Origin of the sequence: Kribbella sp. NPDC004536 (genome assembly GCF_042873835.1) — a bacterium.
GTDB lineage: Bacteria > Actinomycetota > Actinomycetes > Propionibacteriales > Kribbellaceae > Kribbella.
The window spans coordinates 2,189,338-2,212,817 of sequence record NZ_JBIALY010000001.1 but is presented as its reverse complement, the minus strand read 5'-3'; the positions used below and the strand labels follow the sequence as shown (position 1 = coordinate 2,212,817).

The window sequence follows — 23,480 nt, the reverse complement described above, 5'->3', positions numbered from 1 at the left end:
ATGTCTCAGCGTAGCAGCGAATCGGATCAAGAGACCAGCTCCCGTCCTACCCCGGCGAACGCGATCGGCGAGGAGCGGATCCTGGACGCGGCGTACGAGCTGCTGCTCGCGATCGGGATGCGACGGATGACGATGGCCGACATCGCCCGGCACGCCGAGGTCTCCCGCGCGACCCTGTACCGGCGCTGGCCGAACGTGCAGGCCGTGGTCGCCGCGCTGATGACCCGCGAGTGGACGATCGCGCTCGTGTCGGCGTTCCAGCCGGACGCCGCGGACGGCCGCGCCCGGCTGGTCGAGGGTGTCGTCGAGGTGGTCGCGAAGACCCGCGTGCACCCCTTGATGCGGAAGATCATCGAGCTCGATCCCGAGTTCCTCACGCCGTACCTGCTCGAGCGCCGCGGCAGCAGCACCGTCGCCCACCTCGCGCTCGTCGAGGAAGGCCTCCGCCAAGGCCAGGCCGACGGCTCGATCCGCGCCGGCGACCCGGTCTGGCTGGCCCGGCAGATCATCCTGGTCTCGCTGGCGTCCGCGGTGTCCGGCCCGGTGATGGCCGAGAGGGACGAGTACCCGAAGCTCGACGAGGAGCTCCGCGTGATGCTGACGAGGTACTTGACGCCGTGATCTCCATCGGCAACGCGAGCCTGAACGCGGCACGGCGTACCCGCGAGCTGCACGAGCTCAAGGCCGTTGACGTACTGGTGATCGGTGGCGGTGTCACCGGCACCGGCGTCGCGCTGGACGCGGCCGCTCGCGGCCTGAGCGTTGCCCTGGTCGAGAAGCACGACCTCGCGTTCGGCACCAGCCGCTGGAGTTCGAAGCTCGTCCACGGCGGCCTGCGGTACCTCGCGTCCGGCCACGTCGGGATCGCGTACGAGAGCGCCGTCGAGCGCGGCATCCTGATGAAGACGACCGCCCCGCACCTGGTGCACCCGGTCCCGCAGATCGCACCGTGGTTGCCGCAGGCAAGGTTCGTCCAGGCCGCACTGCTCCGTTCCGCGTTCCTCGGCGGCGACGTACTGCGGACCTTCGCGCGGACCAGCGACGACTACCTCCCGCACTCCCGTCGGGTGTCCTCGGCCGAGATCCTCCGCTACGCCCCGACGCTCCGGCCCGACGGGATGCGCGGCGGCTTCCTCACCTGGGATGGGCAGCTGTACGACGACGCCCGCCTGGTGGTCGCGATCGCCCGGACCGCCGCGCAGTACGGCGCCCGGATCCTGACGCACGTCGCCGCCACCGAGGTCACCGGCCGCGGTGCGGTCCTGGTCGACCAGTTGACTGGTCACAAGCAGACGGTGGACGCGCGGATCGTGATCAACGCGGCCGGGATCTGGGCCGACCAGGTTGCCTCCGGCATCAAGCTCCGCCCGAGCCGCGGTACCCACCTGGTGCTACCGCAGTCCGTCTTCGGCGGCCTGTCCGCCGTGCTCACCCTGCCGGTCCCGGGCGAGCTGCGCCGCGTCGTGATGGCGATCCCGGCGCCGGACGACCGGGTGTACGTCGGCCTCACCGACGAGGACGCGCCCGGCCCGGTGAACGACGTGCCGCAGGCGACCGACGCCGAGATCGACTTCCTGCTGAACACGATCAACGCCGCCGTGCAGCAGCCGGTGACCCGCGCGGACCTCCTCGGGACGTACGCCGGTCTCCGCCCGCTGCTCGACACCGGGCACCACAGCGGCACGGCCGACATCTCCCGCCGGCACGCGGTCATCACGAGCGACGACGGTGTCGTCACGATCGTCGGCGGCAAGCTCACCACGTACCGCCGGATGGCCCAGGACGCCCTCGACGCGTCGCTCGACCAGTCCGACGTCGAGGTACACCGGCAATGTGAGACGCATCGGATCCCGCTCGTCGGCGCCGCGGATCGCGTCAAGCTGGCGGCCGTCCGGGCGCCGGCCCGGTTCGTGCAGCGGTACGGCGTCGAGGCACCACAGGTGGTCGACGGTCCGCCGGAGTGGCTCGAGCCGATCGCGCCCGGGCTGCGGACGACGCATGCCGAGCTGCGGTTCGCCGTCCGGCACGAGGGCGCGCTGACCGAGGACGACGTACTCGATCGGCGCACGCGGATCGGGCTGTCGGCGACGGACCGTGAGCTGGCGCTGCCCGCCGTACGGGAGGCCTTCGCCGCAGTCTGAGACGATCCTGAGGTTAACTTGGCTGCGGGGAGGTGGAAGGGTGACGCAGCCTTATCCGGGGCCGTACCAAGGACCTGGGCCGTATCAACCGGCGCCGTACCAGGGTCCGTTCCAGCAGTTGCCGTACCGGCCGGTGCCGCCGCAGTTCCGGCCGTTGCGGGCGGTCTCGATCGTCAGCATCGTGCTGATGGGACTGACCGTGATCGCCGCGGTGATCCAGTGCGTGCTGCTCTGGCGCTCGTACGACGAGGTCAAGCGGCTCGTGTACGGGCTGCTCTCCGACCAGGAGATCGAGCACGGCGTCGAGTCGATCGCCGGCACCGGCCCATTCCTGAACCTGGTCAGCTACCTGCTGATCGGGACCGCGATCGCGTACCTGCTCTGGCTGTGGCGGGCCCGCGAGAACGTCGACTTCCTGTTCTCACCCTTCGCACCGCAACCGATCGCTGCACCGACCGAGCCGCGACGCCTGCATCGGCGCTCGCCGGGCTGGGCCGTCGGCTCCTGGTTCTGCCCGATCGTGCAGTTCTGGTACCCGGTGCAGATCGTCGAGGACGTCCTCCGCGCGAGCGAACCCGCCGCGCAACCCGGTGCGGCGCGGTCGGTGCGGATCCGGGCGCTGTTGTACGGGTGGTGGGGCAGCTGGACCGCGTTCTGGGTGATCCTGGTCGGCGGCGGATCGGTCGCGACGATCGGTTTCATCGCGTGGATCGTCCGGCTCGTGCAGATCTCGGACAGCTCGGACCCGGACAGCCCGTACGTCGACATCTACGACCTGCAGGACTTCATGGTCCGGGTCGCGCTCGGGTTCGACATCGGGTTCACGGTCGCGACGGTGCTGCTGGCTGTGGCCGGCGTCGCGATGGCGCTGCTGATGCTGCAGGTCGGCGGCTGGCAGCAGCTGCGGCTGACTCCGCCGCCGCCGGTTCAGGACTACCCGCAGCCTCCGCAGTACGTGCGGCGGCCGGGCTTTCCTACATACGGACGCTGAAGCAGTACGACGCTCGCATCGTCGTACTGCTTGCCGCTGGTGGTCGACGCGGTGTCGTGCGCCCGCACACGATTGAGCAGTTCTCGCGGACCTTCGGTGGTGAGGACCTCGAGCAGTTCGTCCCACGAGTGCCCGTAGCGCTCGGTGTAGCGCGAGGCTCCGTCGGTCAGCAGGGCGATCGCGTCGACGTCCGCGCGATCCGTCGTACCGACGACGGCCTCGTACGCCGCGCCGGGCCGGGTGCTCGCGACCCAGAAGCCGCCCGGCTGGTTGCGCAGCCGGCGGACGGCCTCGAGGGTCCGCTCGGGGAGCAGGTCGATCCGGTCGTCGCTGTGGACGGTGATCCGGCCATCGGGCGACCGCATGACGACGGGCGAGTCCGCGAGGACGAGATGCTCGACGTGGTCCGGTTGCATGCGGACCATCGCGACAGTGGACGACGGACTGTCGGGGTTGCTGACGTCGCAGGTTCCGGCGTGTGAGTCGCGGACGGCCGCGATCGCCTGGGCGAGCAGGTCGGGGAGCGATGCGGACGAACGGCTGAGCAGCGGAGTCGCGAGCTGCGTGGCGAGTTGCCGGACCAGCCAAGCGACGGTGTGCCGGCAGCCGGAGTCGACCGGGACTCGCGGCGCGCTGGCGCCGTCGAGGACAACGGCGAAGTCGGGGCCGGTGAGGATCAGGTCCTCGTTGACGGCGGGTGGTCGGCGGTCCGGTGCGGCCTCACTGATCGCTCGGATTTCCACAGGGCAATTCTGCCCAACTGTCGGTGAGCGACTGGTCGAGGGCGATCTTGGGGGACCAGCCGACGGCCTGGCCGATCAGCGTGGTGTCGGCCTGCTGCCACGGTGCGCCGAGTGCAGTCTCCTGCTCGGTGTCGTCGACGATCGTGGCCGGCCGGCTGCTGAGCTCGAACAACTGCCCGGCGACGTCGCGGGCGAGGGTCGCGCGACCGGTGCCGACGTTCATCACCGGCGGCAGGCTCCCGTCCGCCAGCGCGACCGCGAGTACGGCCTCGGCCACGTCGCGGACGTCGACGAAGTCCCGCCAGACGTCCAGCGACCCGACCTCGATCAGCTGCCGCGAGCGCAGGTCCCGGATCACCCGGCCGGTCAGCGTGGTGTCCGGAGCGCCCGGTCCGATCACGTCGAAGATCCGCAGTACGACGGCATCCGCGCCGGCCCGCTGCGCCCGGAGGACGAGCTCGGCGCCGGCCAGCTTGGTGATCCCGTACGGACCGAGCGGCCGGGGCGCGGCGTCCTCGGACAGGCTCGTGCCGTGCGGCGCGCCGCCGTACTCCGCCGCCGAGCCGAGCTGGACGAAGCGGGCGTGACCGGCGTGGTCGCGGACCGACGCGAGCAGCGCCTCGACCGCGATCACGTTCGCGCGAACCAGCTCGGCCGGCTCGCCGAGCGTCGCGCCGACCGCGTTGATCACCACGGTCGGCTTGTACATCCCGATCTGGGTGTCCAGCGCGTACGGATGCATCGCGGTCAGATCACAGCGCCGGTACGGCTCGCTCCGGGTCCGGCTCAACCCGCGGTACTCGATCCCCCGGTCGGCGAGCAGCGCACAGATCCTGGCGCCGAGGAAACCTCCGGCGCCGAACACCATCACCCTCTCGGTTCCGGTCACCCCTCCATCGTGCGGTCCGTATTTGTCGGTCGGCCTACCGTTCTCCTGCCTTACCATCACAACTGTGTTCTGTCCGTACGGCGTGGCAGGGTGAGGGCCATGGCTGATCGAGTGGACGGGCGTCCGGCGGTGCCGACCGAGTCGACGATCCGGGACTGGGACGACGCCGATCCCTCCGGGCAGACGTACCGGCGGGTGCTGTTCGTCGACTCGGACCTGACCGAGGTGGACAACCGCGGCGGGGTGTTCGAGGAGTGCACGTTCCGCGGGGTCCGGTTCAACGCGTCGACGCACACCGATGCCGCGTTCGTGAACTGCACGTTCGTCCGGTGCTCGCTGTTCGACGCCTCGTTCAACCGGTGCAAGTTCGTCGGCAGCTTCTTCGACGACTGCGTGTACAGCCTGATGAAGGTGTCCGGCGGCGACTGGTCGTTCACCGGGTTTCCGGGCGCGGACCTGAAGGGCGCGGAGTTCACCGGCGTGAAGCTGCGCGAGGCGGACCTGACCGGCGTACGCGCTCCGAAGGCGGTACTCCGGGACCTCGACCTGTCCGGGGCGTTCCTGCAGAAGGCCGACTTCACCGGCGCGGATCTGCGTGGATCCGACCTGTCCACACTCGATCCGCTGACCGTCACCCTCAAGGACGCCCGGATCGACGTCACCCAAGCGATGGTCGTCGCCGCCGCGCTGGGACTGGACGTACGACCGTGACTGACCGGGGCGGTGGGGTGGGGAAAGCATCGAGCACTGTGGATATCCCCAGGTAGTCACGCGGTCATCCACGGTTCCATCCACAGCCTGTGGATAACTATCCGGATAACTGTGTATTCGTTCTGTGATATCTCGCAGCCGCGTTACGACGCCTCGGTGCGACCAGCCGGTGCCTGGCCTGGGACTGCGGACGTACGACCAACAGCCCGGCATGCTCGACGACGTACGGCGGGGTGACGAGCCGGCGTCCGCGGGTCGCCGTCCACAGGCCGTGGGCGACCGTCTGCACGGCTGCCGCGAGTCCTACGCCGCAGACGGAGCCGAGCGAGTTCGTCAGTACGTCGTGCAGCTGGCACGTACGACCCAGCGACGGGACCAGCGACTGGGTCGCCTCGATCGCCGCCGACAGCCCGATCCCGGCGGTGATCGCCTCCATCCGGCGACCGCCCGCCAGCGTCAGCATGCCGGTGAACGGGATGAACAGCAGGACGTTGAGCGGCGCCTGGACCGAACTCAGGCCACCGAAACCTTCCATCCGGGCGCCGCACAGCCCGACCGGGCCGTACCGCAGCGGCGTCGGGGTGAGGGTCGCCGCGATCACCAGCGCGAACGCGGCCGGTAGGCAGAACGCCGCCAGCCGGGGGACCAGGTCCCCGGGACGGCGGAACGACGAGATCGCGATCGGCAGCGTCATGCCGGTCAGCACGAGCCAGGTGTCCAAGAGGTGGGGAATACCGCGATAAGTCTCGAGCACGCGTCCGGGCCCTTCTGTGGTCGACCGGTTGAACTCGAACTGTCTCCTCGTGATTTTCGGTTCCTGCCAACGACGATCTGCTGTCCGTTCGCACAGCACCAGGCTTGTCCGGACATCTGCACGGAGCCGTAAACGCTCCGTGACAGTCCGTGCACAAACTGACACGCAAGAAAGGTGCTTAAGGCAACGATCGTGTGTCAGGCGGCATCTCGGTGGAGAGTGCGATCAACCGATCGGTGGAGGGGGATGGGACCGCTCAGGCGATGTGGCGGCGAGGGCCGGAACGGGACAGTCGGAGTACCGGAAAGACACCCCGAAAGGACCACCGAGATGACTACTCCCGCCAACGTCGGACACCCGCGCAGCGCCTCCGCGTTGCGGAGCGTGCAACTGCTGGTGACCGGCTACGTCGCGATCAGCGTGCTGACGCTGATCGCCATCATCGCCCTGCGCCACCACACGGACATCGTCAACAGCGCGGTCTGGGTCCGGGGCACGATCGTGGTCGGCAGCTCGTTGCTGACCCTGCTCTTCGCCCGCAGCGCGGCCAAAGGGTCCCACCGCGGATTCCTCCGGCTGCGGATCGTCTCGGCCGTGATGCTGGTCGCGATCGTCACGATCATCGCGCTCCCGGGCACCTTCCCGCTCTGGCTGAAGGGCGAGCAGGCCGTCTGTGGACTGCTGCTCCTCGGCGTGACACTCCTGGTGAACGGCAAGCACCTCCGCTCGGTGTTCACTAAGTGACATGGCTGAACAGGTCTGGCCGCTGCGGCTGACGGTGGCGCCGTATGTGTTCCTCGCATGCGTCACCGCCGTCACCGTCCTGATCAAGCGCGACCGGCTCGGGTCTCTGGCAGTCGACCTGGTGCTGTGCGCGCTGATCGGGCTGTGGATGCTCGGCATGTTCACGCTCCGGCCGGCCAAGCGCACCGACCACCGCTGGATCGGCGTCTTCATCGCCGGGTTCGTGCTGCTGCTGGCGGTGCTGGTGGTACGGGATCCGTGGTTCGGGTTCCTGACCCCGGCCGGGTACTTCTACACGTTCATCCTGCTGCCCTGGCCGATCGAGTTGGTCGGCGTCGGTGCCGTCGCGGTCCTCGCGGGCTACGCGCAGTCGTACGCGATCCCGAAGACGGACGCAATCGGGCTGCTCGTCACCGCCGCGGTGATCGGGGTGAACGTGGTCGGCATGTGCCTCGCGTCCTGGCTCGGCCGGCGCAGCGACGTACTGAGCCGGCAGCGTCAGGAGGCGGTCGACGCCCTGACGGAGACCAACCGCCGGCTCGAGGACACCTTGGCGGAGAACGCGGTACTGCACGGGCAACTCCTGACCCAGGCGCGGGAAGCGGGCGTGATCGACGAACGGCAGCGGATGGCCCGCGAGATTCACGACACCCTCGCGCAGGGGCTGACCGGGATCGTCGCCCAGTTGCAGGCCGCGGAGACCGCCGAGGACTGGCGGCGGTACGTGACGAACGCGATCGGGCTCGCCCGCGAGAGCCTCACCGAGGCCCGGCGCTCGGTGCACGCGCTGCGCCCGCAGCCGCTGCAGTCGGCGACGTTGGGCGACGCGATCGCGGACGTCGTCCGGCGATGGTCGGCGCTGCACGGCGTCGACGTACAACTGACCACTACCGGCTCGCCACGGGTGCTGACACCCGAGACCGAGTCGACCCTGCTCCGCGCAACTCAGGAGGCGTTGGCGAACGTGGCGAAGTATGCACAGGCGACCCGGGTGGGCGTCACGCTGTCGTACATGGAGAAGAAGGTCGCCGTCGACGTCCGGGACGACGGCGCCGGGTTCGATCCGGCCGGGACCAGGCCGTCGTCCGAGGTCGGCGGGTACGGTCTGGTCGCGATGCGCCAGCGGGTCGAGGCGCTGAACGGGACGCTGGAGATCGAGTCCGAACCAGGTTTCGGTACGGCGATCTCGGCGACCGTGCCGTTGACGGGAGCGGGCGCATGATCCGGTTGCTGATCGCCGACGACCACCCGATCGTCCGGGACGGGCTGAGCGGGATGTTCGCGGCCGAGCCCGAGTTCGAGGTGGTCGGCGAGGCGGCCGACGGCGCGGAGGCGATCCAGCTGGCCGCGGCGCTGCGGCCGGACGTGATCCTGATGGACCTGCAGATGCCCGGCATGAACGGGCTGGACGCGATCAGCGAGCTCGCCGAACGCGGGGTGCGGTCGCGGGTGCTCGTACTGACGACGTACGACACCGACGGGTACGTCGTACCGGCGATCGAGGCGGGCGCCACCGGGTACCTGCTGAAGGACGCACCGCGCGACGAGCTGCTCCGGGCGGTACGGTCCGCGGCGAACGGCCATTCGGTCCTCGCGCCGTCGGTGGCGAACACGCTGATGAACCACGTCCGCACCCCGCGCGCACCGGAACTGCTCAGCCCCCGAGAACTCGAGGTCCTCAAACTAGTTGCTGCCGGCAACACGAACCGCGAGACCGCCCGGCACCTGTTCATCAGCGAGGCGACCGTGAAGACGCACCTCCTGAACATCTACTCCAAACTGAACGTCTCCGACCGAGCCGCCGCCGTAGCCGAAGCCTTCAAACGCGGCCTCCTCGGCTAACCACCGCCGAACATCGTCCGGCACACAGCACGCCCGGCACAGCAGCCCGCGCCGGCGGCGCGGGCTGCGGGCGGCTTGGGCCTGGCGCCAGCTGGTCAGGCGCCTAGGCCTTGGCCGGTTTGGCGGGTTTGGGTGTTGCGGGTGGGGTTTTCGCGGGCTCCGTCGGAGGCTTGGCCGGACTGGGGAGCGGGGGAGTTGGCGCCTTGAGGCGTCTGGAGTTTGCCCGGTTCGGCGGCTGTGTTCAGGCGGGTCTGGCTGGCGACCTCGGGGCTGCTGGCGGTCACGCTGACATTCCCGCTCACCGACCCGGCCCGTACGTCGCACGGGCGGTCGACGTGCACGGTGACGTTGCCGGAGACCGAGGTCGCCTTGATGCTGTCGGCGCGACCCGTACTGATGTTGCCGCTCACCGAGTGCGCGTCGACCGACCTGAGGTTGCCGTCGGTCGTGATGTTCGCAGCGCCGCTGTCGGCGATGACCGTACTGCCTTCCGGTACGACGGCGTCGACCCGGATCGGCGGCGCCGTCCGGCCGATCGCGAACGTGCCGTTGTTGATCGCGACCGCGTTGTTGCCGACCGCGATCGTGGCATTGCTGCCGCTGATGTTGCCGATGTGGATGTTGTCGCCGTCGATCGTCAGCTCGTCGATGTTCCCGACGACGGCGATGCCGCCGCTGCCGTGCTGGGTGACGGTTTGGGTGTAGGTCCCGTTGCTGCTGTGCGTCGTCACGCTTGCGCTCGCGCCGGTGACCATGGCGTTCGCGACCATCTGCCCGTCCGGCTCCGCGCGCATCTCCGCCCGGTTCACGGCGTCCGCGGCCGGACCGTCGGTGGCGGTCGTACTGAAGGTGATGTGCGCGCGAGACCCGGGCGGACCGGTCGTGATATTGATCGTCCCCGCGGTGTTCATCAACTTGGTGTTCAACGTCACCGGCCCGGCCTCCCGAGCCTCCACCCGCTTACTGGTCCCCTGCGCCTGCCCGGGCGTTGCGCTCGCCCCGGACACCTGCGCCGCCTGAGGCTGCGGCGTGGTTGGCGCCGCTCCAGGAACCTGCCCGGCCTGAGACTGCGCGACTCCGGGAACCTGGCCGGTTTGGGGTTGTGGCGGGAGCGGGCCGGCTCCTGGTGCCTGGGCGGTGCCGGGTGCTTGCGACGGGCGTGGGGGCGGCTGACCGCCAGGCCCTGGCGCCCGGGTCGGTGGTGGCGTCGGCTGTGCGCCGGGGCCGGTCGGCGCTTGTGTCGGGCGTGGTGGCGTCGGCAGGCCGCCTGGTGCTCGGGTCGCCGATGTGGGCGGGCGTCCGCGAGGTGCGGCGGCGTCGATGCGGGCGGTGGCTTCTTGGGTGAGGCGCTGGAACTCGGCCGCCGCTCCGGGTGCGCCGAGGTTCTGCAGTTCGGTGGTGATCTGACCCGCGCGCTGCACCAGCTGCGGTCGCAGAGCCAAGTACTCGTCGGTCGCCTGCTGTACGGCCGGGTCCCGGAACACCGGGAGCTTGTCGTCCATCAGCCTGAAGGCCTGGGTCAGGTTGCCTTCCCAGCCAGGCTTCAGGAACTCGCCGAGCGTCCCCGAGATCTGGGCGTCGCTGTGGCCCTGATCGATCATGCGCTGCATCCCCGGCGCCTGCCGCTCGACCAAGCTACGGAAGAACCGGCTGTCGTTGTGCGACCTGTTGTCCATGAATCGCATCATCATGCGCACGATCTGCACCAGTTTCTGGCGCGCCTGCTCGATGACATCTTCTACGTCGTCAGCCACCCGTCACCTGATCCCGGCTCGAATTGGTCTACGGCCACGCAGCGTACCGGGCACTGGAACCACTCCCAGGTCCGTTAAAACAACAGTTTGATCTCGACGCAGCGTGTTGTCATCCCAATCTCAGATGACGAGTTCGTGGACCCATTCGGCCGGCGCCTGGCGGTGCAGCCGCCAGTAGTGGTTCGCGATCTCGTCCGGATCCCACCCGCTCCCCGGCGCCACGCCGCCGCTGACGGTCACGCTCGCCGCGTGCACGCCCGCCGCGCCGTACTGCTGATCCAGCAGCGTCACCAGCGTCCGGACCCCAGCCTTCCCGATGGACAGGCTTGCGTAGTCCGGCTTCGGCAGCGGCATGCCCCCAGTGATCAGGAACGACCCGCTACCCCGCTCGGCCATCGCCGGAGCGAGGTGCGACGCGGTGGTGATCGCGCCGACCACGTTCACCGCCCAGGCGTCGAGGTGCTGCCGCGCGCTCAGGTCGCCGATCCGGTCCGCCTGGATCAAGGCCGCGTTGTAGACCACCACGTCCGGTACGCCGTACGCCTCGACCACCCGATCGAGCGCCGAACGCAACGCAGCCTCGTCCGTCACGTCCGCGGTCACCGGTAGTACGTCAGCACGCCCGAGCTCATCGGCCGCCGCCTTCACCGTCGCCTCCGAGCGCGCGATCACCCCCGCACTCAGCCCCTCCCGCACGAACCGCCGCGCCACCGCCATCCCGATCCCGGGCCCAACTCCGACCAGCACAAGTCCAGACATGCTCAGGAGCCTAAACCTTGCCCTGTGGGTCAAGGTCAACTGCCCTCATGGCCGGTAGCGGGCGACGGCTTCGGCGAGGGGGTCCTGGTTGTCGTGGTGGAGGCCGTCGATGACGCCGTCGATGTCGGCTTCCGGGCGATTCTGGCTGAGTTTGAACTTGGCCTCGATCCGCTTGATCGCGATCTCGATGCCGACAACAGCCCGGAGCTGACCGCTGACGTACTTCACCGGCGCGTCGTCCACCGACCACGGCTCGGGCCGACCGGCTTCGTGCAGTTCCGACAACCGCCGCACGACGCCCTCGACCCAGTCGGGATCGTCGTACACGGTCATCGTCCCGTGGACGTGGGCGGTGATGTAGTTCCAGGTCGGTACGACGCGCCCGTGCTCCTGCTTCGACGGGTACCAGGTGGGGGAGACGTACGCGTCCGGCCCGCGCATGATCACCAGCGCGTCGCCAATCACGGGCCGCTGCCATTGCTCGTTGTTCCGCGCGAGATGGCCGAGCAGTACGTTCCGCTCGCGGTCGTGGACGAACGGCAGCATCGTCGCCATCAGTCCGTCCGCCGTCATTGTCACCAGATCCGCGGCCCCGTGCTTCGTCAGCAGGTCCTGGACCGCCTGCTCGTCACCCGCGAAGTGCGCCGGTACGTACATGTCCACTTCCTCAGGTCGCCGTACGTCCCCAGTATTCGGGCTCGCCGATGCGGCCGGCAGGTCCAATCGAGCCGACTTTCGCCGACCCATTCAGGCGCGGTAGCGGGCGCGGAGTTCGGCTGCGTGGTCGAAGTCGTGGCGCCAGTCGCCGGTGGGCGGGAAGATGATCCGCTCGGTGCCGGCTGCTTCGTACGCGGCCAGCTGTTCGAGCGGGTTGTCGGTGAGCTGCGGCGCGACCACGGTCGCCTTCAACTGCTTGCCGTCGGCAAGTTCGTTGATACGGTCCAGGTTCGCGCGGACCTCGTCCGGCGGCAGCGCGATCGTGGCCCAGCCGTCGGCGTATTTCGCGGCCCGCTTGTGTGCCCGCGGCCCGCCGCCGGCCACGAAGATCGGCGGCACCTTGGAACTCGGCGAGATCTTCACGTCGGGGTCGGAGCCCGCGATCAGTCCCGGCAGTACGGCGAGTGCCTCGTCGGTCAGGCGGCCGCGGTCGGCGAACTCCACCCCGGCCGCGCGCCAGCCCGCATCACCGTGCGCGGGATTCCCCGTACCGACGCCGAGTACGACGCGGTTGTTCGAAACGTACTGCAGTGAGCTGATCTGCTTCGCCGCCCACGCCACGGGCCGCAACGCCAGCAGCATCACATTGTACCCGACGGTGATCCGCTCGGTCACGGCGGCCGCCGTCGCGAGTACGACGGAACTCTCGAGCAGCGGGGCACTCGCGACCAGGTGGTCGGTCGACCAGATCGAGTCGAGCCCGGCGTCCTCGGCGTACCGGGCGCTGTCCCGCACATCGCCGAGGATCGGCCGCTCCGGATCCGGCGTCGACGTCGACGTCGGCAGAATCACTCCGAACTCAAGGCTCATACCCGCGGCAACTCCGGTGCGCGCGGACCTATTCCTCGGCTTTGGTCAGCGAGCGAACCACCGGACGGAGCAGTTCGACGATCTCGTCCGGGTCGGCGTCGGCCAACTCCTCGAGCTTCACCAGGTGCCGGCCGAGCACCACGCCGATCAGGATCGCGCTCAGTACCGCGGCCCGCAGGTTGCCGTCGACACCCGGGATCGCCTTGCTGACCTTGACCCGTTCGGCGTGCGCGTTGCCGACCTCGGCGGCCGCGTCGGGATGGGTCAGCATCGATCGGAGCGCGGCCAGCGAACCGATCGGCTCCTCGATCAGCGACTGTCTGAGGATCCCGAGCAGCTGCTCGGCAACCTCCTCCGGCGTATCGCCGGTGACCAGCGGAGTGTCCGTCCGCGTCGACAGCGCGAACAGCTTCTCCTTGCTGCCGAAGTAGTGCATCACCAGCCCGGCATCGACCTGCGCCGCCGCGGCGACCGCGCGGATCGTGGTCCGGTCGTACCCGGCCTCGGCGAACAGCTGCCGCGCCGCGGCCAGGATCCGGTCCTGCGTATCGATCCGCTGCTGTGCCCGCGACGACCGGGGCGTGGGCTCGTTCACCCCGTTCATTCTACGCCCGTTGACCTGGGCGACGGTTTCGTTCTACGCTCGTTGAACCATTCTACGCGTGTTGAACGAGAGGATCACCGTGATGCGTACTCCCGCCGAAGTCCTGGAACTCCGCCGCCGGCACCTGATCGCCCGCGACTTCGAATCGTTCGCCGACCTGTTCGCCGAGGACGGCGTCATCGAACTCCCGTTCGCGGTCAACGGCCTCCCGAGCCGCCTCGAGGGCCGCGAGACGATCCGCAAGTTCTCCGTCGAGACGGCCGACCGCCCGATCGAGATCCTCGACCTGGAGACCGTTCAGCTCCACCAGACCGCCGACCCCGAAGTCGTGGTCCTCGAACTCGTCACCAAGGCCCGCCACACGACCACCGGCCAACCCTTCGAAGCTCCCTGCATCCAGGTCTTCCGGATCCGCGACGGCGAGATCAAGCACTTCCGCGACTACGTGGCGGCGGGCAAAATCCCAGACCTGACCTAGGAGGTCGAATGGCGGATCTCGAGCTACAGAACGTGGTGTTCGCCTGTCCTGGGGATTCGCCGGAGAGTTACGCAGCTGGGGCCCGGCCGGTTGCTCGGTTCTATGCGGAGCTGCTGGGGATGCGGATCGTTCGCGAGGACTGGTTTCTGGTCGCGGGGGACGGGCGGCTGATGTTGGGGTTCGGCGACGGGCCGATCGACTACCAGCCGCCGCGGTGGCCGGATCCTTCCTACCCGCAGCAGCTGCACCTGGATATCGCCGTACCCGATCTGGCGTCAGCGGGTGCGCGGGCAGTGGAGCTCGGGGCGGAGTTGCTCGATGATCGGCGCGAGTGGCACGTGTACGCCGATCCGATCGGGCATCCGTTCTGTCTCTACCCGGAGGCGACGGATCGGGCGCGGATCGTTCGGGTCGTCGTCGACTGCCCGGAACCGCGGGCCCTTGCCGAGTTCTACAGCGCGCTCCTGGATCTGCCGGAGGTCGATACCCCAGGTCGGATCGTTCTCGCGGGTGCGCCGCAGTTGGCGTTCCAGCGGTCCGACGGGCCGGCGCCACGCTGGCCGGATCCGGCGTACCCGCAGCAGGTTCATCTGGACCTGTTCACCGACGACGTCGCGGAGGCGCGGGCGCATGCCGTCAGCCTCGGGGCCGAGCCGCTGCAGACCGACGGGCCGGATCACCACGTGTACGCAGACCCGGCTGGGCATCCGTTCTGCATCTGAGAGCGGGTTAGGGTCCGGGGATGAGTCAGCGGGTGGGTGCTTACGCGGTTTGTGTCGACGGTGGGCGGGTGCTGCTGGCGCGGTACGTGTCGCCGTACGGGGACGGGAGTTGGTGGACCCTGCCCGGTGGGGGCGTCGAGCAGAACGAGGACCCGTACGACGCGGTGACTCGCGAGGTGGCCGAGGAGACCGGGTACGAGTCCGTCGTCGAGCAGTTGCTCGGCGTGGACTCGCGCGTGGTGCCGGCCGCCGTACGTCGTCGGGGGCATGGGGATCACCAGAACCTCGGCGTGTTCTACGCCGTGCGGATCACCGGCGGCACGCCTCGGCCGGAGCCGAACGGTGAGACGGCCGAGTCGGTGTGGACCTCGCTGGACGAGGTGCCGGCGCTTCGGCGCGTGGCGCTCGTCGACATCGGGATCGCGCTCGCCCAGCGGCGGCCTTTGTCCGGGCACGTCGAGCCGGTGATTGTCGGCGGTCTGATCGAGCATTGATGTCGATCCGCGGGCGGCTCGCGCATCGGTAGGAGTGGATCCTCCGACGAGAAGGGCTCTCCATGAACGTGATCGAGAATGTCATGCGGCCGGCGCGGGTGCTGACCGGCTCGTGGCTCGACGTGATCGCCTCGAACCTCGACTATCACCGCGCGACCTTCCTGTGGAAATGCTCCGGCCTCACGGACGAGCAACTCCGGCAGCGGCCGATCGCGTCGACCTCACTCACGCTGCTCGGACTGATGCGACACCTGCAGGGCGTCGAGCGGTACTGGCTGCACCTGCGCCTGACCGGTACGCCGCCGCGGTTCGCGTCGTACCGGACGTACGAGACGGCCGACGGCGACGAGTGGTACGACGAATCCGACCCGGTGCCGGCGTACGACGTCTACACGGATTATTTGACAGCCTGTCAAACTTCGCGCGACCTGTTCCCGCGCGGCACCAAGGACCTCGACCGGATCGAGCCGAACCCGGAGTACGGCAACACCGACATCCGCTTCATCCTCGAACACGTCATCGAGGAATACGCCCGCCACACCGGCCACGCCGACCTCCTCCGCGAAGCCCTCGACGGCACCACCGGGGAGTAGTCAGACATACTGCGACCGCCGTGGTTCTGGAGCGAGCGGCGTGCGCAGGTGCAGGCGGCGGCTGACTCGTTCAAGGGCTAGCGGTGGTCGCCGTCGCCGTTGAGCACCCCGCGGGACGCGCGGTCCGCGATCTTCGCGAGGTTGCGTTCGGCGACGTCCTCGAGGCGGATGCCGAGTCTGGTGGACAACTCCGAGAGGTACCAGAGCACGTCGCCGAGCTCCAGCGTCAGCGCCTCGCGATCGGCGTCGGTGATCACGCCCTGCCGGTCGCGGAAGATCTTCTTCACCTTGCCGGCCACCTCGCCGGCTTCGTTCACGAGACCCAGAGTTGGGTACACAATCGGGTGATCGGTCGCGACGAGCCCGCCGGTTCGTGCGGCGGCCTCCTGGTAGCCACTGAAGTCGAACGCACTCTGGTCGGTCACGCCGGCAAGTCTGCCAGTCCTCGCGATGGAGAGATGAATGGACAACCTCGTCACCGAGACCTTCTCGTACGACGGTGGTCGCCAGGTCGCCGTCTACGTACCGTCCGCACCACCGGAGGCAGTCGTGTACGCCGGCGACGGGCAACTGATCTCGACGTGGGGCCCGGACCTCGAGCAGGCCGACGTACCGCCGACCCTGGTCGTCGGCGTCTACCGGACCGACGCCGCGGACGAGATGGTACGAATCCGCGAGTACTCCCCGTCCTTCGAGCCGGCGCAGTTCGCGGAGCACGAGACCTTCTTCGTGGACGAAGTACGCGACTGGGTACGCCAGCGATTCGGCGTCGCGTTGCCGCCCGAACGTACCGCGGTGTGCGGCGTCTCAGCCAGCGCCGAACTCGCCCTCGCGATGGGCATGCGGCACCCCGACGTCTACGGCACCGTCCTCGCTGCCTCGCCAGGCGGTGGGTACCAGCCGCCGGCGGAACTGCCGGAGCGACTGCCCCGCGCGTACCTGGTCGCGGGCACCGAGGAGCCATGGTTCATGGAGAACGCCGCCCGCTGGGCCGACGCCCTGAAAGCCGCCGACGCAGACGTAGTCATCACCGAACGCCCCGGCAACCACGGCGACCCGTTCTGGCGGGCCGAGTTCCCCCTGCAGGTGAGCTGGGCGTTCAGTTAGTCGCCCTGGACGACATCTACCGAGATCTCCACCGCCGGAACTGTCCCGCGGTTCTCGAGCCAGTGCAACGTGTTCTTGTCCTCCGGCCACCCGAGCCCAGGACCGTACTCGGTCGTCGTCCCGTCCCGATGATCCGTGATCGTCCCCTCCAGCACGTACACCGTCCCCGGCCGGCCCACGTGATCGTGCAGCGGCCCGAACACCCCGCCCGGCTCGATCGTCACCATCCGCATCCGCAGCCGGCGGCCTTCCATCCCGGGAATCTCCGCTCCGAGATCCACCGACGCCAGCAGTTCCACCGAAACGCCTTTGGATTCGTGCCCGTCGCTCATCCCCGTGTCCTCCCTTGAGCCACCAATCCTTAAGTGGATTGTGCACCCAACCCCACAAAGACGGCGTATCTTCGAACCGTGGCATCGAATTCCTTGCCGCAACGCGCACTCCGCGCCGTCGGCAACAGCCGTTGGTCGGAGCGGCTCGCCCGCGCCCAGGAGTTGGCGTACGGGCCGCTGATCGAACGAGTACGCCGTACGCCGCTGCACACCGACGTACTCGGCCACTCGATCCACCCGTCGCTCACCGACATCACCACCGGCTGCTGGCTGGCCACCACGCTCCTCGACCTGGCCGGCGGCACGCAATCCCGACGCGGCGCGACCCTCCTTGCCACCGCCGGCCTCCTGGCCTCCATCCCCACAGCCCTGGCCGGCGCCGCCGACTGGTCCGAACTCTCCGGCGAACAACGCAGAATCGGCGCCGTCCACGCAATAGGCATGGACACAGCAACCTTCCTCTTCGCCGCCTCCCTAGTAGCCCGCCTCCAAGGCAACCACCGCCGAGCCACCACCCTCGCCGCCACCGCCAACGCCACCGCAGCCACCTCCGGCTACCTAGGCGCCCACCTAGCCCTCCACCAATCCACCGCCCGCCGCGACTCCTAACGCCAGACAGGCACAGCGGTACCTGGGTGGAGCACGGCAACAGTCTCGGCGGACGGGACCAAGACACCGTCCTGGGAATCTCCCATCACGACTTCGACGGGCGTGTCCGAACCGTGCAGCGTGATGCGCCGACACCAAAAGCTACCTGTCGCCTCGTCCCAGGGAACGTAGTGCAACTCGACCCCAGTGACACGCCCGTCGATCAGTGACACCCAACTGGCACCACGCGCGCCCACATCCCAGATCGCCACGTCTGCGTCACTTCTGACACCGCTGCCGAGCATCGGGATGCGCTGCAATCCAATGCCCTCTTGTTCACCCCGCGGATCCCAGGTGAGCGAGAACACTGCACCGGAGTCGGTCGCGATCTCGAGCCCGTAATCCACAGCATCGAACCCGTCGCCGAGCCAGGTGGGTTCGCGCCACTCCACCTCGCCCTCAACCACGCGCGGCCCGCTGTCGACCAACTCGGGATGAGGTTCTTCGCGCCGGTAGTCCAGCGTGTAATAGCGAACCGCCAGTTGCGTTCCCCGACCAACTCATCCGCCTCGCGCCGCCGCGCCTCAACCTGAGCCTCCGACGCAGCCCACGACCAGACCCGCCCTCCACCAACCTCCACCACTCCAGTCTGTAGCTTCCAAACCTCACAGGGCACCTCCTTTGAATCCTTCGTCAGATGTGGCGATAGTCGCGGTCGATGGTGGGTGCGAGAAGCAACCACACCCGACCGAGTTGCGCCACCGGGGGCTGGAGTAGGCAGAGCGCACGCGAGACGATGCGTGGCGTGACCCTGTGGGTGAGCCTGTTTGCGGTGACGTGGTTGGCGTACGTGGTTCTGGCCGTACTGAGTGCCCGCTCGAGCGGACGCGAGGCCGTCGAGGTGCTGGTGCGGTGGTGGCGGTCAGCGGGGCGTTCTTCGTTCGGAGTGGCATCGTCGGAACTTCGCTGCTTGGTGCGCTCCGTGGCGGGACGCTGGTTTCCGTACTGATGATCGCCATCACCGGCGGCCGACCGGCCCGGGTCTTCGACCCACCCGGCATGAAGGCTCGCGCCTACCGCCGTCTGCCCAGCGAAGAACGCGAAGCCATCGACCGCCGCAACCGCGCGTCCTGCCTGTCGCAGTGCGCCCTGATCCTGTGCATCATCGTCGGAGTAACCACGTACGCCATCGCCGGCTGGACGTTCCTGAACTGACGCAAGCAGCGCCGTGAGTCGTAAATGGCTGGTGTCGCTTGCGGTTTGGTTTGTAGGGTCTCGGCCACGCGGGCTCGAGAGGTGTTGATGTGGGCGACGGGAGGCATGGTGATGGCCTCGTTCCGGCGGGCCTCGCGGATCGGATTCGGGCTTATCACTCCGCTGGTGCATCGTGGCTTCGGGAATTGCCGGGGCTTATTGCGAACTGCGTGGAGCGGTGGGAGCTCACGGTGCTCCCTGCGTTTGAGCCGGGAGGGGACTCGAGCTGGACTGCGCCGGTGAGGCGGAGGAGCGGAGAGTTGGCGGTTCTTCAGATCACCGTGCCGCTTCCGGTACGGCACGATCAGGTCAGCGCGTTGCGGGCGTGGTCTGGGCGGGGTGCGGTGCAACTCTTCGAGCATGACCCAGCGATTCGGGCCACTCTGATGGAGTGCTGCGTCCCGGGGACCGACGCGGCGGATCTGTCGGCTGCCGAGGCGGACGGCGTTGCACTCCAGGTCCTGCCGCCGCTGTGGTCCGCCGCGCTCCCTTCTTCGGGACTCGAGCCTCTCGCCGAGGCGTCCGCCCAGCGCGCACAAGTCGTGGAAGGCCGAGCCGACCAGTTCGGTGACGTGGTTGATCCGGGCCCGTTTCGCGAAGCTGCCCAATTGTTCCGCTCGTTGCCCGGGTCGGCGGCTCAGGCCGTACTGCTCCATGGCGACTTCCATCGGCGCAACGTTCTCCTGTCGGGACGAGGCTGGCTGGCTATCGACCCCTCATCGATGGCCGGCGACCCATCATTCGATGTCGCGATGTTTCTCCAGCACGACATGCACCAGCCCACGACACCCGCACGGGCTGACTCGTTGGCGGACCGGCTCGGGCTCGAACGCCGGCGGACCAGAGCCTGGTTGTTCGCGCTCACAACCCAATCGGCATCGTGGCATCTCTCCACCGGCAACAGGTCGATGCACGACGCACTCAGCCACACCGCGTCCACACTGTTATGACGCGGTTGATTGCCGAAATGAATGCCTCAGGTCTTCAACCGGTATCGGCAAGCATGGGAGGTGCCCGGCGGCATGCTCGGTCCAGGCGAGTCGCCTCAGGAAGCTGCCGTACGTGAGCTGGATGAGGAGAGCGGCCAGCGTGGGGACACCCTCGAACTCGCCGGGGTGGCGCTGATCCGCGTTCGCCCGACGACCGACTGGAGTACCTGGCGATCTACCGCGGACTGATCGAGTCGGCCTCGCAACCCTCTGCCCCTGACCAAGTAGCCACCACGGCGCACGTCAAGAGTTGGCCAGGCTCGCGGCGATTGAGATCGCGCGAAGGGGGAGGCTGAGGCGGCGAGAGCCTCGGATTCAGACCCTGACCTGCAGAAACATAATGGTGGAGACGAGGGGACGTGAACCCCTAACCCCTGCCTTGCAAAGGCGGTTGCGCCTATCCCGCCTGGCTGAGCGTCGGGTTCGGAGCGTGGGCTCGACCGGTTCGACCCCGTTGGGGACCGGTCGAGCCCGTTGGCATTTTCTTGCTAGGGCACGCAGAGGGCACGACCCTCAGGTCAATCCGCGCCTAACGACAGTCCGCGACTTGAGGCTACTTCCAGCTCATAGTCGGCCACCCAGACCGCCGCGCTCGGATGATGTTGATATCGGATCCGGCAGGCCTAGAAGCCGATTGCAGCCAGGAGATCGAGGTCATACCCACAAGGCGCCCAGGCGGGCCTGCCGGCCTGACAGTTGGGCATCGCATAACCGGGATGTAGAATCACTTCATTGTCATTTAAGCGTCACTGACGCCAGCTCTCGAAGGATTCGACCGCACATCACGAAGACGGTGGGACGTGCCCACAAGAGTAAACCCGGCCCCACAGGGGGACCGGGCGAGTGATGCTTGAACGATAGCTCGCGATGGGCGTCAACGCCAGTTGACGACACCCTCTGTGAGCTTCGTAACATCTTCGTTATCTCACCAGCCAACCGGGCGCCTCACACCGCCAGCGGGGTCAGGGAGCTGGTTCCTCTTGAAGTCTTGAGCTGTCAGTGAGCGCCACCAGTGTCCGCCAGGGCCGGCGGCGGGCGAACCGTTGAGTGCGGTGAAGCCATTACCGGGGTTAACGACGGCCGTTGGTACGCGAGCCCAAGCCTGTTTGAGCGGCAGTTTCAGATCAGAGTCGTTTGATATCACGATCGCTGCATCGACGTTCTTCTCAAGGACGTCAACTAGCAAGTGCGTTGCCACATTGACGTCCGAGCCTTTCTCCTCATTGTGGAGGTAGGACACCATAAAGACGGCGTTCCGAACTGCGGCTCCGAGCGAAGACTGAACCATGATTGGCCATTGGGAGGTGTAGACCACCGGGCGATCGTTCGCATCCTTGACCGCCAAGGGTGCTTGCTTCACACGGGCAACGTAGTTGCCAAACTCAACGGCTGTCACGCTCTTCGAGCGGGTGAGGGCATTGATATAGGCGTCTTGATCAGCATGGCCGCTTGGGTTCGTTCTGGCCGAGATTCGGGCCGTGCAGTACACGACCTTCTCGATCGTCGAGCCCTGCCATGCTGGCTGTTCAGCGATCAAGCTCTCCGCTAGCGATCGGATATTGAGCCACCGCCAACCTGGGGTTCCTCGACCGCAGGAACGCCGCGCGGCGTAGTACAGGTTGTATCCGTCGACGTAAACCCCCACCTTCATCAGGCAAAGGTACCGTGCGTGTCCGCTTCATAACAGGCCCGTCGCCACACCTGCCCCGTCCCCCTGATAGCTGCCAACCCAGGTCAGCGCGGTGCGGGTCAAGAGTCGGCTTGCCGATCCCGTAGGGACGCGTAGCGCTCTTGACGCGTGCCGTGCTGGCCGTACGATCGGGCGGCAGGGGGACGGGGCTACCCGCGGTCGATCGTGTGGAATCGGACGATGTCGGCCCTATGGAAACAGGGGATCTTGGCCGTCTCCGCGCGGGGTGGGCGAGGTTCGGCCGGCAGGCCGCATGGGCTCGCCCAGCCCGCGCCGAAGGCGCGCCCTTGACGACCGCACCAAGTTGCTGCGCGGCAAGGCGCGGAAGTTCACCGCATCGCGGGAGACCCCGTTCGTGCTGATCGTCATTGACGAGCTGATGCAGCTCACCATCTTGCTGCCCGGTCCGGAAGGCCGGCGACTGTCCGGGCGGATCGATGTAGCGCTCGGACGGCTGCTCGGCAAGGGCCGTGCACCTGGGTTCTCGGTCTTCGCAACCTCGCTGCTCGTGACGAAAGACGTAGTGAGCTGGCGCGAGCTGTTCCCGACCAAGATCGCGATGCGTCTGGACAACGAAGCGCAGGTTGAGATGGCGCTCGGTGAAGGTGCGAGGGATCTCGGCGCGGAGTGCGATCGAATCCCGGAATCGCTGCCCGGCGTCGCGTACGTCCTGCAAGAGGGCAGACGAGAGCCGGTACGGGTCCGCGCGGCCTACATGACTGACGACGCGATCCGAAACATGCCGACCACCTACGGCCTGCGCGGTGCGATCGACGCCGCCCGAGACGGCGTGACCCTGATCAACCCCAACACCGTCGACGGGGAAGTGGTCGAGAGCGGTGAAGCGGCATGAGGACCAAGGTTCAGATCGCCGGGCAGCTCGCGCTGCCGCTGACCCCACAACTGCCCCTACCGATGCGGGTCACGGTCAACCAATGGATGGTCCGCGGTTGGCGTGACCGGGCTGCCTGCCTCGGCAGTACCGACCCCGCGTTCTGCAGCGAGGAGCCGACCGTCAAGGAGCAGACCGAGGCCGCGCAGAGCATCTGCGGTACCTGCCCGGTCCGCCGGTCCTGTCTCGCCTCGGCGCTGCTCAACGACGAGCAAGGTGTCTGGGGAGGAACAACCGACGCGGACCGGGACTCCATCACCAGCAAACTCGCCGGACTCTCGGCGTACTGGGCACGGATCGCGCCCTGGCCGCTCCCTGCCGCCTGCCGGACCGAGTGGATGCCCGGACCGGGTGCCCTCGACCCGACCAAGCCTCTCCCGCTCAACCGGGAAGTCGAGACCGAGAGGGCGGCAGCATGACCACCTTTGGCCTCGTGATCAGTGCCGGTGTCGAGATCGAGGCCGAGCACGCGTTCGTCATCGATGACCCCGACGCCTACATCTGTACCCGGATGGCGGCATCCACCGACCCCGGCGACTGCGAGGGCCTCATCACACCGGGCGAACCGCACATGGTCGTCACGATCAACGGCCGGCCTCTGCTGCGGTGGTGCCGAGCCTGTGCGCCCGGGATCGTCGGCCGCGCTTTCGCTACCTGGCTGGCCTCGTGATAACCGTCCAGATGCGGCTGTCTGGTGAGCCCGAGGAGATCGAAGTCATGGTCAAGGTGCTTGCGGTGGTGTTCCAGCTCGAAGGTTCCGGGCTGCTGTACACCAACTGCGGAACCGCGGGCGTGCGCTGCTACCTGACAGCCCGAATCCCCAACAAATACGACCGATCCGAGCCACTGACGCCGGATCAGAACCAGTAGGGAGGTGGTCCA

Annotated in this window: 32 protein-coding genes; 20 read left to right on the top strand and 12 right to left on the bottom strand. The window is 68.0% G+C overall.

Annotation, left to right across the window (positions count from 1 at the left end; genetic code table 11):
• The 3 genes from ACFYRU_RS11050 to ACFYRU_RS11040 are packed head-to-tail and all read left to right on the top strand — an operon-like array spanning nucleotide 1 to nucleotide 3,132.
• Nucleotides 1–621, top strand: coding sequence for a TetR/AcrR family transcriptional regulator (locus tag ACFYRU_RS11050; protein WP_387655957.1), 621 nt, complete (start codon nucleotides 1–3; stop codon nucleotides 619–621).
• Nucleotides 618–2,141 (top strand): glycerol-3-phosphate dehydrogenase/oxidase, encoded by a 1,524-nt coding sequence (locus ACFYRU_RS11045; protein ID WP_387655954.1) that lies wholly within the window; start codon nucleotides 618–620, stop codon nucleotides 2,139–2,141. The genes ACFYRU_RS11050 and ACFYRU_RS11045 overlap by 4 nt, the downstream gene beginning before the upstream one ends.
• A gap of 40 nt (nucleotides 2,142–2,181) precedes the next feature.
• Nucleotides 2,182–3,132 carry a DUF4328 domain-containing protein gene (locus tag ACFYRU_RS11040; protein ID WP_387655952.1) on the top strand — a complete coding sequence of 317 codons (951 nt, stop codon included), beginning with the start codon at nucleotides 2,182–2,184 and terminating at the stop codon, nucleotides 3,130–3,132.
• On the opposite strand, the gene ACFYRU_RS11035 is transcribed toward ACFYRU_RS11040, so the two are convergent.
• On the bottom strand, nucleotides 3,075–3,875 hold the full coding sequence (locus tag ACFYRU_RS11035) for a protein phosphatase 2C domain-containing protein (RefSeq protein ID WP_387655950.1): 801 nt from the start codon (nucleotides 3,873–3,875) through the stop codon (nucleotides 3,075–3,077). The genes ACFYRU_RS11040 and ACFYRU_RS11035 overlap by 58 nt on opposite strands.
• Nucleotides 3,853–4,764: an NAD-dependent epimerase/dehydratase family protein gene (locus ACFYRU_RS11030; protein ID WP_387655947.1), complete on the bottom strand. Its 912-nt coding sequence runs from the start codon at nucleotides 4,762–4,764 to the stop codon at nucleotides 3,853–3,855. Before ACFYRU_RS11030 ends, ACFYRU_RS11035 begins: the two co-directional genes overlap by 23 nt.
• Nucleotides 4,765–4,863: 99 nt before the next feature.
• On the opposite strand from ACFYRU_RS11030, the gene ACFYRU_RS11025 reads away from it, so the two are divergent.
• On the top strand, nucleotides 4,864–5,475 hold the full coding sequence (locus ACFYRU_RS11025) for a pentapeptide repeat-containing protein (protein ID WP_387655944.1): 612 nt from the start codon (nucleotides 4,864–4,866) through the stop codon (nucleotides 5,473–5,475).
• 97 nt (nucleotides 5,476–5,572) lie between these two features.
• On the opposite strand, the gene ACFYRU_RS11020 is transcribed toward ACFYRU_RS11025, so the two are convergent.
• A complete protein-coding gene (locus tag ACFYRU_RS11020; RefSeq protein WP_387655941.1) occupies nucleotides 5,573–6,196 on the bottom strand; it encodes a VanZ family protein in 624 nt (207 codons plus the stop codon).
• Nucleotides 6,197–6,559: 363 nt separating this feature from the next.
• On the opposite strand from ACFYRU_RS11020, the gene ACFYRU_RS11015 reads away from it, so the two are divergent.
• The 3 genes from ACFYRU_RS11015 to ACFYRU_RS11005 are packed head-to-tail and all read left to right on the top strand — an operon-like array spanning nucleotide 6,560 to nucleotide 8,815.
• Complete coding sequence (locus ACFYRU_RS11015) at nucleotides 6,560–6,973, top strand: hypothetical protein (protein ID WP_387655938.1); 414 nt, start codon at nucleotides 6,560–6,562, stop codon at nucleotides 6,971–6,973.
• A 1-nt stretch (nucleotide 6,974) separates the two neighbouring features.
• Nucleotides 6,975–8,195: a histidine kinase gene (locus tag ACFYRU_RS11010; RefSeq protein WP_387655935.1), complete on the top strand. Its 1,221-nt coding sequence runs from the start codon at nucleotides 6,975–6,977 to the stop codon at nucleotides 8,193–8,195.
• Entirely contained in the window at nucleotides 8,192–8,815 is a 624-nt protein-coding gene (locus tag ACFYRU_RS11005) for a response regulator (RefSeq protein WP_387655932.1), read from the top strand. Before ACFYRU_RS11010 ends, ACFYRU_RS11005 begins: the two co-directional genes overlap by 4 nt.
• Before the next feature lie 95 nt (nucleotides 8,816–8,910).
• Here ACFYRU_RS11005 and ACFYRU_RS11000 read toward each other — a convergent pair whose 3' ends face one another.
• From ACFYRU_RS11000 to ACFYRU_RS10980, 5 genes are all read right to left on the bottom strand, one after another.
• Nucleotides 8,911–10,569, bottom strand: coding sequence for a hypothetical protein (locus ACFYRU_RS11000; protein ID WP_387655929.1), 1,659 nt, complete (start codon nucleotides 10,567–10,569; stop codon nucleotides 8,911–8,913).
• Nucleotides 10,570–10,689: 120 nt separating this feature from the next.
• Nucleotides 10,690–11,328: an SDR family NAD(P)-dependent oxidoreductase gene (locus tag ACFYRU_RS10995; protein WP_387655927.1), complete on the bottom strand. Its 639-nt coding sequence runs from the start codon at nucleotides 11,326–11,328 to the stop codon at nucleotides 10,690–10,692.
• A 45-nt stretch (nucleotides 11,329–11,373) separates the two neighbouring features.
• A complete protein-coding gene (locus ACFYRU_RS10990) occupies nucleotides 11,374–11,985 on the bottom strand; it encodes an FMN-binding negative transcriptional regulator (RefSeq protein ID WP_387655925.1) in 612 nt (203 codons plus the stop codon).
• Between the two features lie 90 nt (nucleotides 11,986–12,075).
• Complete coding sequence (locus ACFYRU_RS10985; RefSeq protein ID WP_387655922.1) at nucleotides 12,076–12,855, bottom strand: LLM class flavin-dependent oxidoreductase; 780 nt, start codon at nucleotides 12,853–12,855, stop codon at nucleotides 12,076–12,078.
• Nucleotides 12,856–12,883: 28 nt separating this feature from the next.
• Complete coding sequence (locus ACFYRU_RS10980; protein WP_387655919.1) at nucleotides 12,884–13,450, bottom strand: TetR family transcriptional regulator; 567 nt, start codon at nucleotides 13,448–13,450, stop codon at nucleotides 12,884–12,886.
• A gap of 67 nt (nucleotides 13,451–13,517) precedes the next feature.
• On the opposite strand from ACFYRU_RS10980, the gene ACFYRU_RS10975 reads away from it, so the two are divergent.
• The 4 genes from ACFYRU_RS10975 to ACFYRU_RS10960 all read left to right on the top strand — a co-directional run bounded on the left by ACFYRU_RS10975 (nucleotide 13,518) and on the right by ACFYRU_RS10960 (nucleotide 15,746).
• Nucleotides 13,518–13,937, top strand: a complete 420-nt coding sequence (locus ACFYRU_RS10975; RefSeq protein ID WP_387655917.1) for a nuclear transport factor 2 family protein — start codon at nucleotides 13,518–13,520, stop codon at nucleotides 13,935–13,937.
• A gap of 8 nt (nucleotides 13,938–13,945) precedes the next feature.
• Nucleotides 13,946–14,659, top strand: coding sequence for a VOC family protein (locus ACFYRU_RS10970; protein WP_387655915.1), 714 nt, complete (start codon nucleotides 13,946–13,948; stop codon nucleotides 14,657–14,659).
• Between the two features lie 20 nt (nucleotides 14,660–14,679).
• Nucleotides 14,680–15,153, top strand: coding sequence for an NUDIX hydrolase (locus tag ACFYRU_RS10965; protein ID WP_387655913.1), 474 nt, complete (start codon nucleotides 14,680–14,682; stop codon nucleotides 15,151–15,153).
• 62 nt (nucleotides 15,154–15,215) lie between these two features.
• The gene (locus ACFYRU_RS10960) at nucleotides 15,216–15,746 is read left to right on the top strand and encodes a DinB family protein (protein ID WP_387655911.1); all 531 of its coding nucleotides are present in this window, start codon (nucleotides 15,216–15,218) and stop codon (nucleotides 15,744–15,746) included.
• Between the two features lie 77 nt (nucleotides 15,747–15,823).
• On the opposite strand, the gene ACFYRU_RS10955 is transcribed toward ACFYRU_RS10960, so the two are convergent.
• Nucleotides 15,824–16,171, bottom strand: coding sequence for a nucleoside triphosphate pyrophosphohydrolase family protein (locus ACFYRU_RS10955; RefSeq protein WP_387655909.1), 348 nt, complete (start codon nucleotides 16,169–16,171; stop codon nucleotides 15,824–15,826).
• Nucleotides 16,172–16,208: 37 nt separating this feature from the next.
• Between ACFYRU_RS10955 and ACFYRU_RS10950 the strand changes: the two genes are divergently transcribed.
• A complete protein-coding gene (locus ACFYRU_RS10950) occupies nucleotides 16,209–16,853 on the top strand; it encodes an alpha/beta hydrolase-fold protein (protein WP_387655907.1) in 645 nt (214 codons plus the stop codon).
• Here ACFYRU_RS10950 and ACFYRU_RS10945 read toward each other — a convergent pair.
• The gene (locus ACFYRU_RS10945) at nucleotides 16,850–17,185 is read right to left on the bottom strand and encodes a cupin domain-containing protein (protein WP_387655904.1); all 336 of its coding nucleotides are present in this window, start codon (nucleotides 17,183–17,185) and stop codon (nucleotides 16,850–16,852) included. The genes ACFYRU_RS10950 and ACFYRU_RS10945 overlap by 4 nt on opposite strands.
• Nucleotides 17,186–17,263: 78 nt before the next feature.
• On the opposite strand from ACFYRU_RS10945, the gene ACFYRU_RS10940 reads away from it, so the two are divergent.
• The gene (locus ACFYRU_RS10940) at nucleotides 17,264–17,794 is read left to right on the top strand and encodes a DUF2231 domain-containing protein (RefSeq protein ID WP_387655901.1); all 531 of its coding nucleotides are present in this window, start codon (nucleotides 17,264–17,266) and stop codon (nucleotides 17,792–17,794) included.
• On the opposite strand, the gene ACFYRU_RS10935 is transcribed toward ACFYRU_RS10940, so the two are convergent.
• A complete protein-coding gene (locus ACFYRU_RS10935; protein WP_387655898.1) occupies nucleotides 17,791–18,240 on the bottom strand; it encodes a hypothetical protein in 450 nt (149 codons plus the stop codon). The two genes, ACFYRU_RS10940 and ACFYRU_RS10935, sit on opposite strands and share 4 nt — an antisense overlap.
• Before the next feature lie 445 nt (nucleotides 18,241–18,685).
• Here ACFYRU_RS10935 and ACFYRU_RS10930 point away from each other — a divergent pair, with 445 nt between their 5' ends.
• From ACFYRU_RS10930 to ACFYRU_RS10920, 3 genes are all read left to right on the top strand, one after another.
• Nucleotides 18,686–18,988: a hypothetical protein gene (locus ACFYRU_RS10930; RefSeq protein ID WP_387655896.1), complete on the top strand. Its 303-nt coding sequence runs from the start codon at nucleotides 18,686–18,688 to the stop codon at nucleotides 18,986–18,988.
• A gap of 89 nt (nucleotides 18,989–19,077) precedes the next feature.
• Nucleotides 19,078–19,977 (top strand): aminoglycoside phosphotransferase family protein, encoded by a 900-nt coding sequence (locus tag ACFYRU_RS10925; protein ID WP_387655893.1) that lies wholly within the window; start codon nucleotides 19,078–19,080, stop codon nucleotides 19,975–19,977.
• A 21-nt stretch (nucleotides 19,978–19,998) separates the two neighbouring features.
• Nucleotides 19,999–20,205, top strand: a complete 207-nt coding sequence (locus ACFYRU_RS10920; protein ID WP_387655891.1) for an NUDIX hydrolase — start codon at nucleotides 19,999–20,001, stop codon at nucleotides 20,203–20,205.
• 736 nt (nucleotides 20,206–20,941) lie between these two features.
• On the opposite strand, the gene ACFYRU_RS10915 is transcribed toward ACFYRU_RS10920, so the two are convergent.
• Complete coding sequence (locus ACFYRU_RS10915; RefSeq protein WP_387655888.1) at nucleotides 20,942–21,667, bottom strand: NYN domain-containing protein; 726 nt, start codon at nucleotides 21,665–21,667, stop codon at nucleotides 20,942–20,944.
• A gap of 292 nt (nucleotides 21,668–21,959) precedes the next feature.
• Between ACFYRU_RS10915 and ACFYRU_RS10910 the strand changes: the two genes are divergently transcribed.
• Genes ACFYRU_RS10910 through ACFYRU_RS10895 form a run of 4 tightly spaced genes read left to right on the top strand, consistent with a single transcriptional unit; the run spans nucleotide 21,960 to nucleotide 23,468 of the window.
• Nucleotides 21,960–22,559: a hypothetical protein gene (locus tag ACFYRU_RS10910; protein WP_387655886.1), complete on the top strand. Its 600-nt coding sequence runs from the start codon at nucleotides 21,960–21,962 to the stop codon at nucleotides 22,557–22,559.
• Nucleotides 22,556–23,017 (top strand): WhiB family transcriptional regulator, encoded by a 462-nt coding sequence (locus tag ACFYRU_RS10905; protein ID WP_387655883.1) that lies wholly within the window; start codon nucleotides 22,556–22,558, stop codon nucleotides 23,015–23,017. Before ACFYRU_RS10910 ends, ACFYRU_RS10905 begins: the two co-directional genes overlap by 4 nt.
• The gene (locus tag ACFYRU_RS10900) at nucleotides 23,014–23,268 is read left to right on the top strand and encodes a hypothetical protein (RefSeq protein ID WP_387655881.1); all 255 of its coding nucleotides are present in this window, start codon (nucleotides 23,014–23,016) and stop codon (nucleotides 23,266–23,268) included. Before ACFYRU_RS10905 ends, ACFYRU_RS10900 begins: the two co-directional genes overlap by 4 nt.
• 11 nt (nucleotides 23,269–23,279) lie before the next feature.
• Complete coding sequence (locus ACFYRU_RS10895) at nucleotides 23,280–23,468, top strand: hypothetical protein (protein ID WP_387655878.1); 189 nt, start codon at nucleotides 23,280–23,282, stop codon at nucleotides 23,466–23,468.
• Nucleotides 23,469–23,480 lie beyond the last annotated feature (12 nt).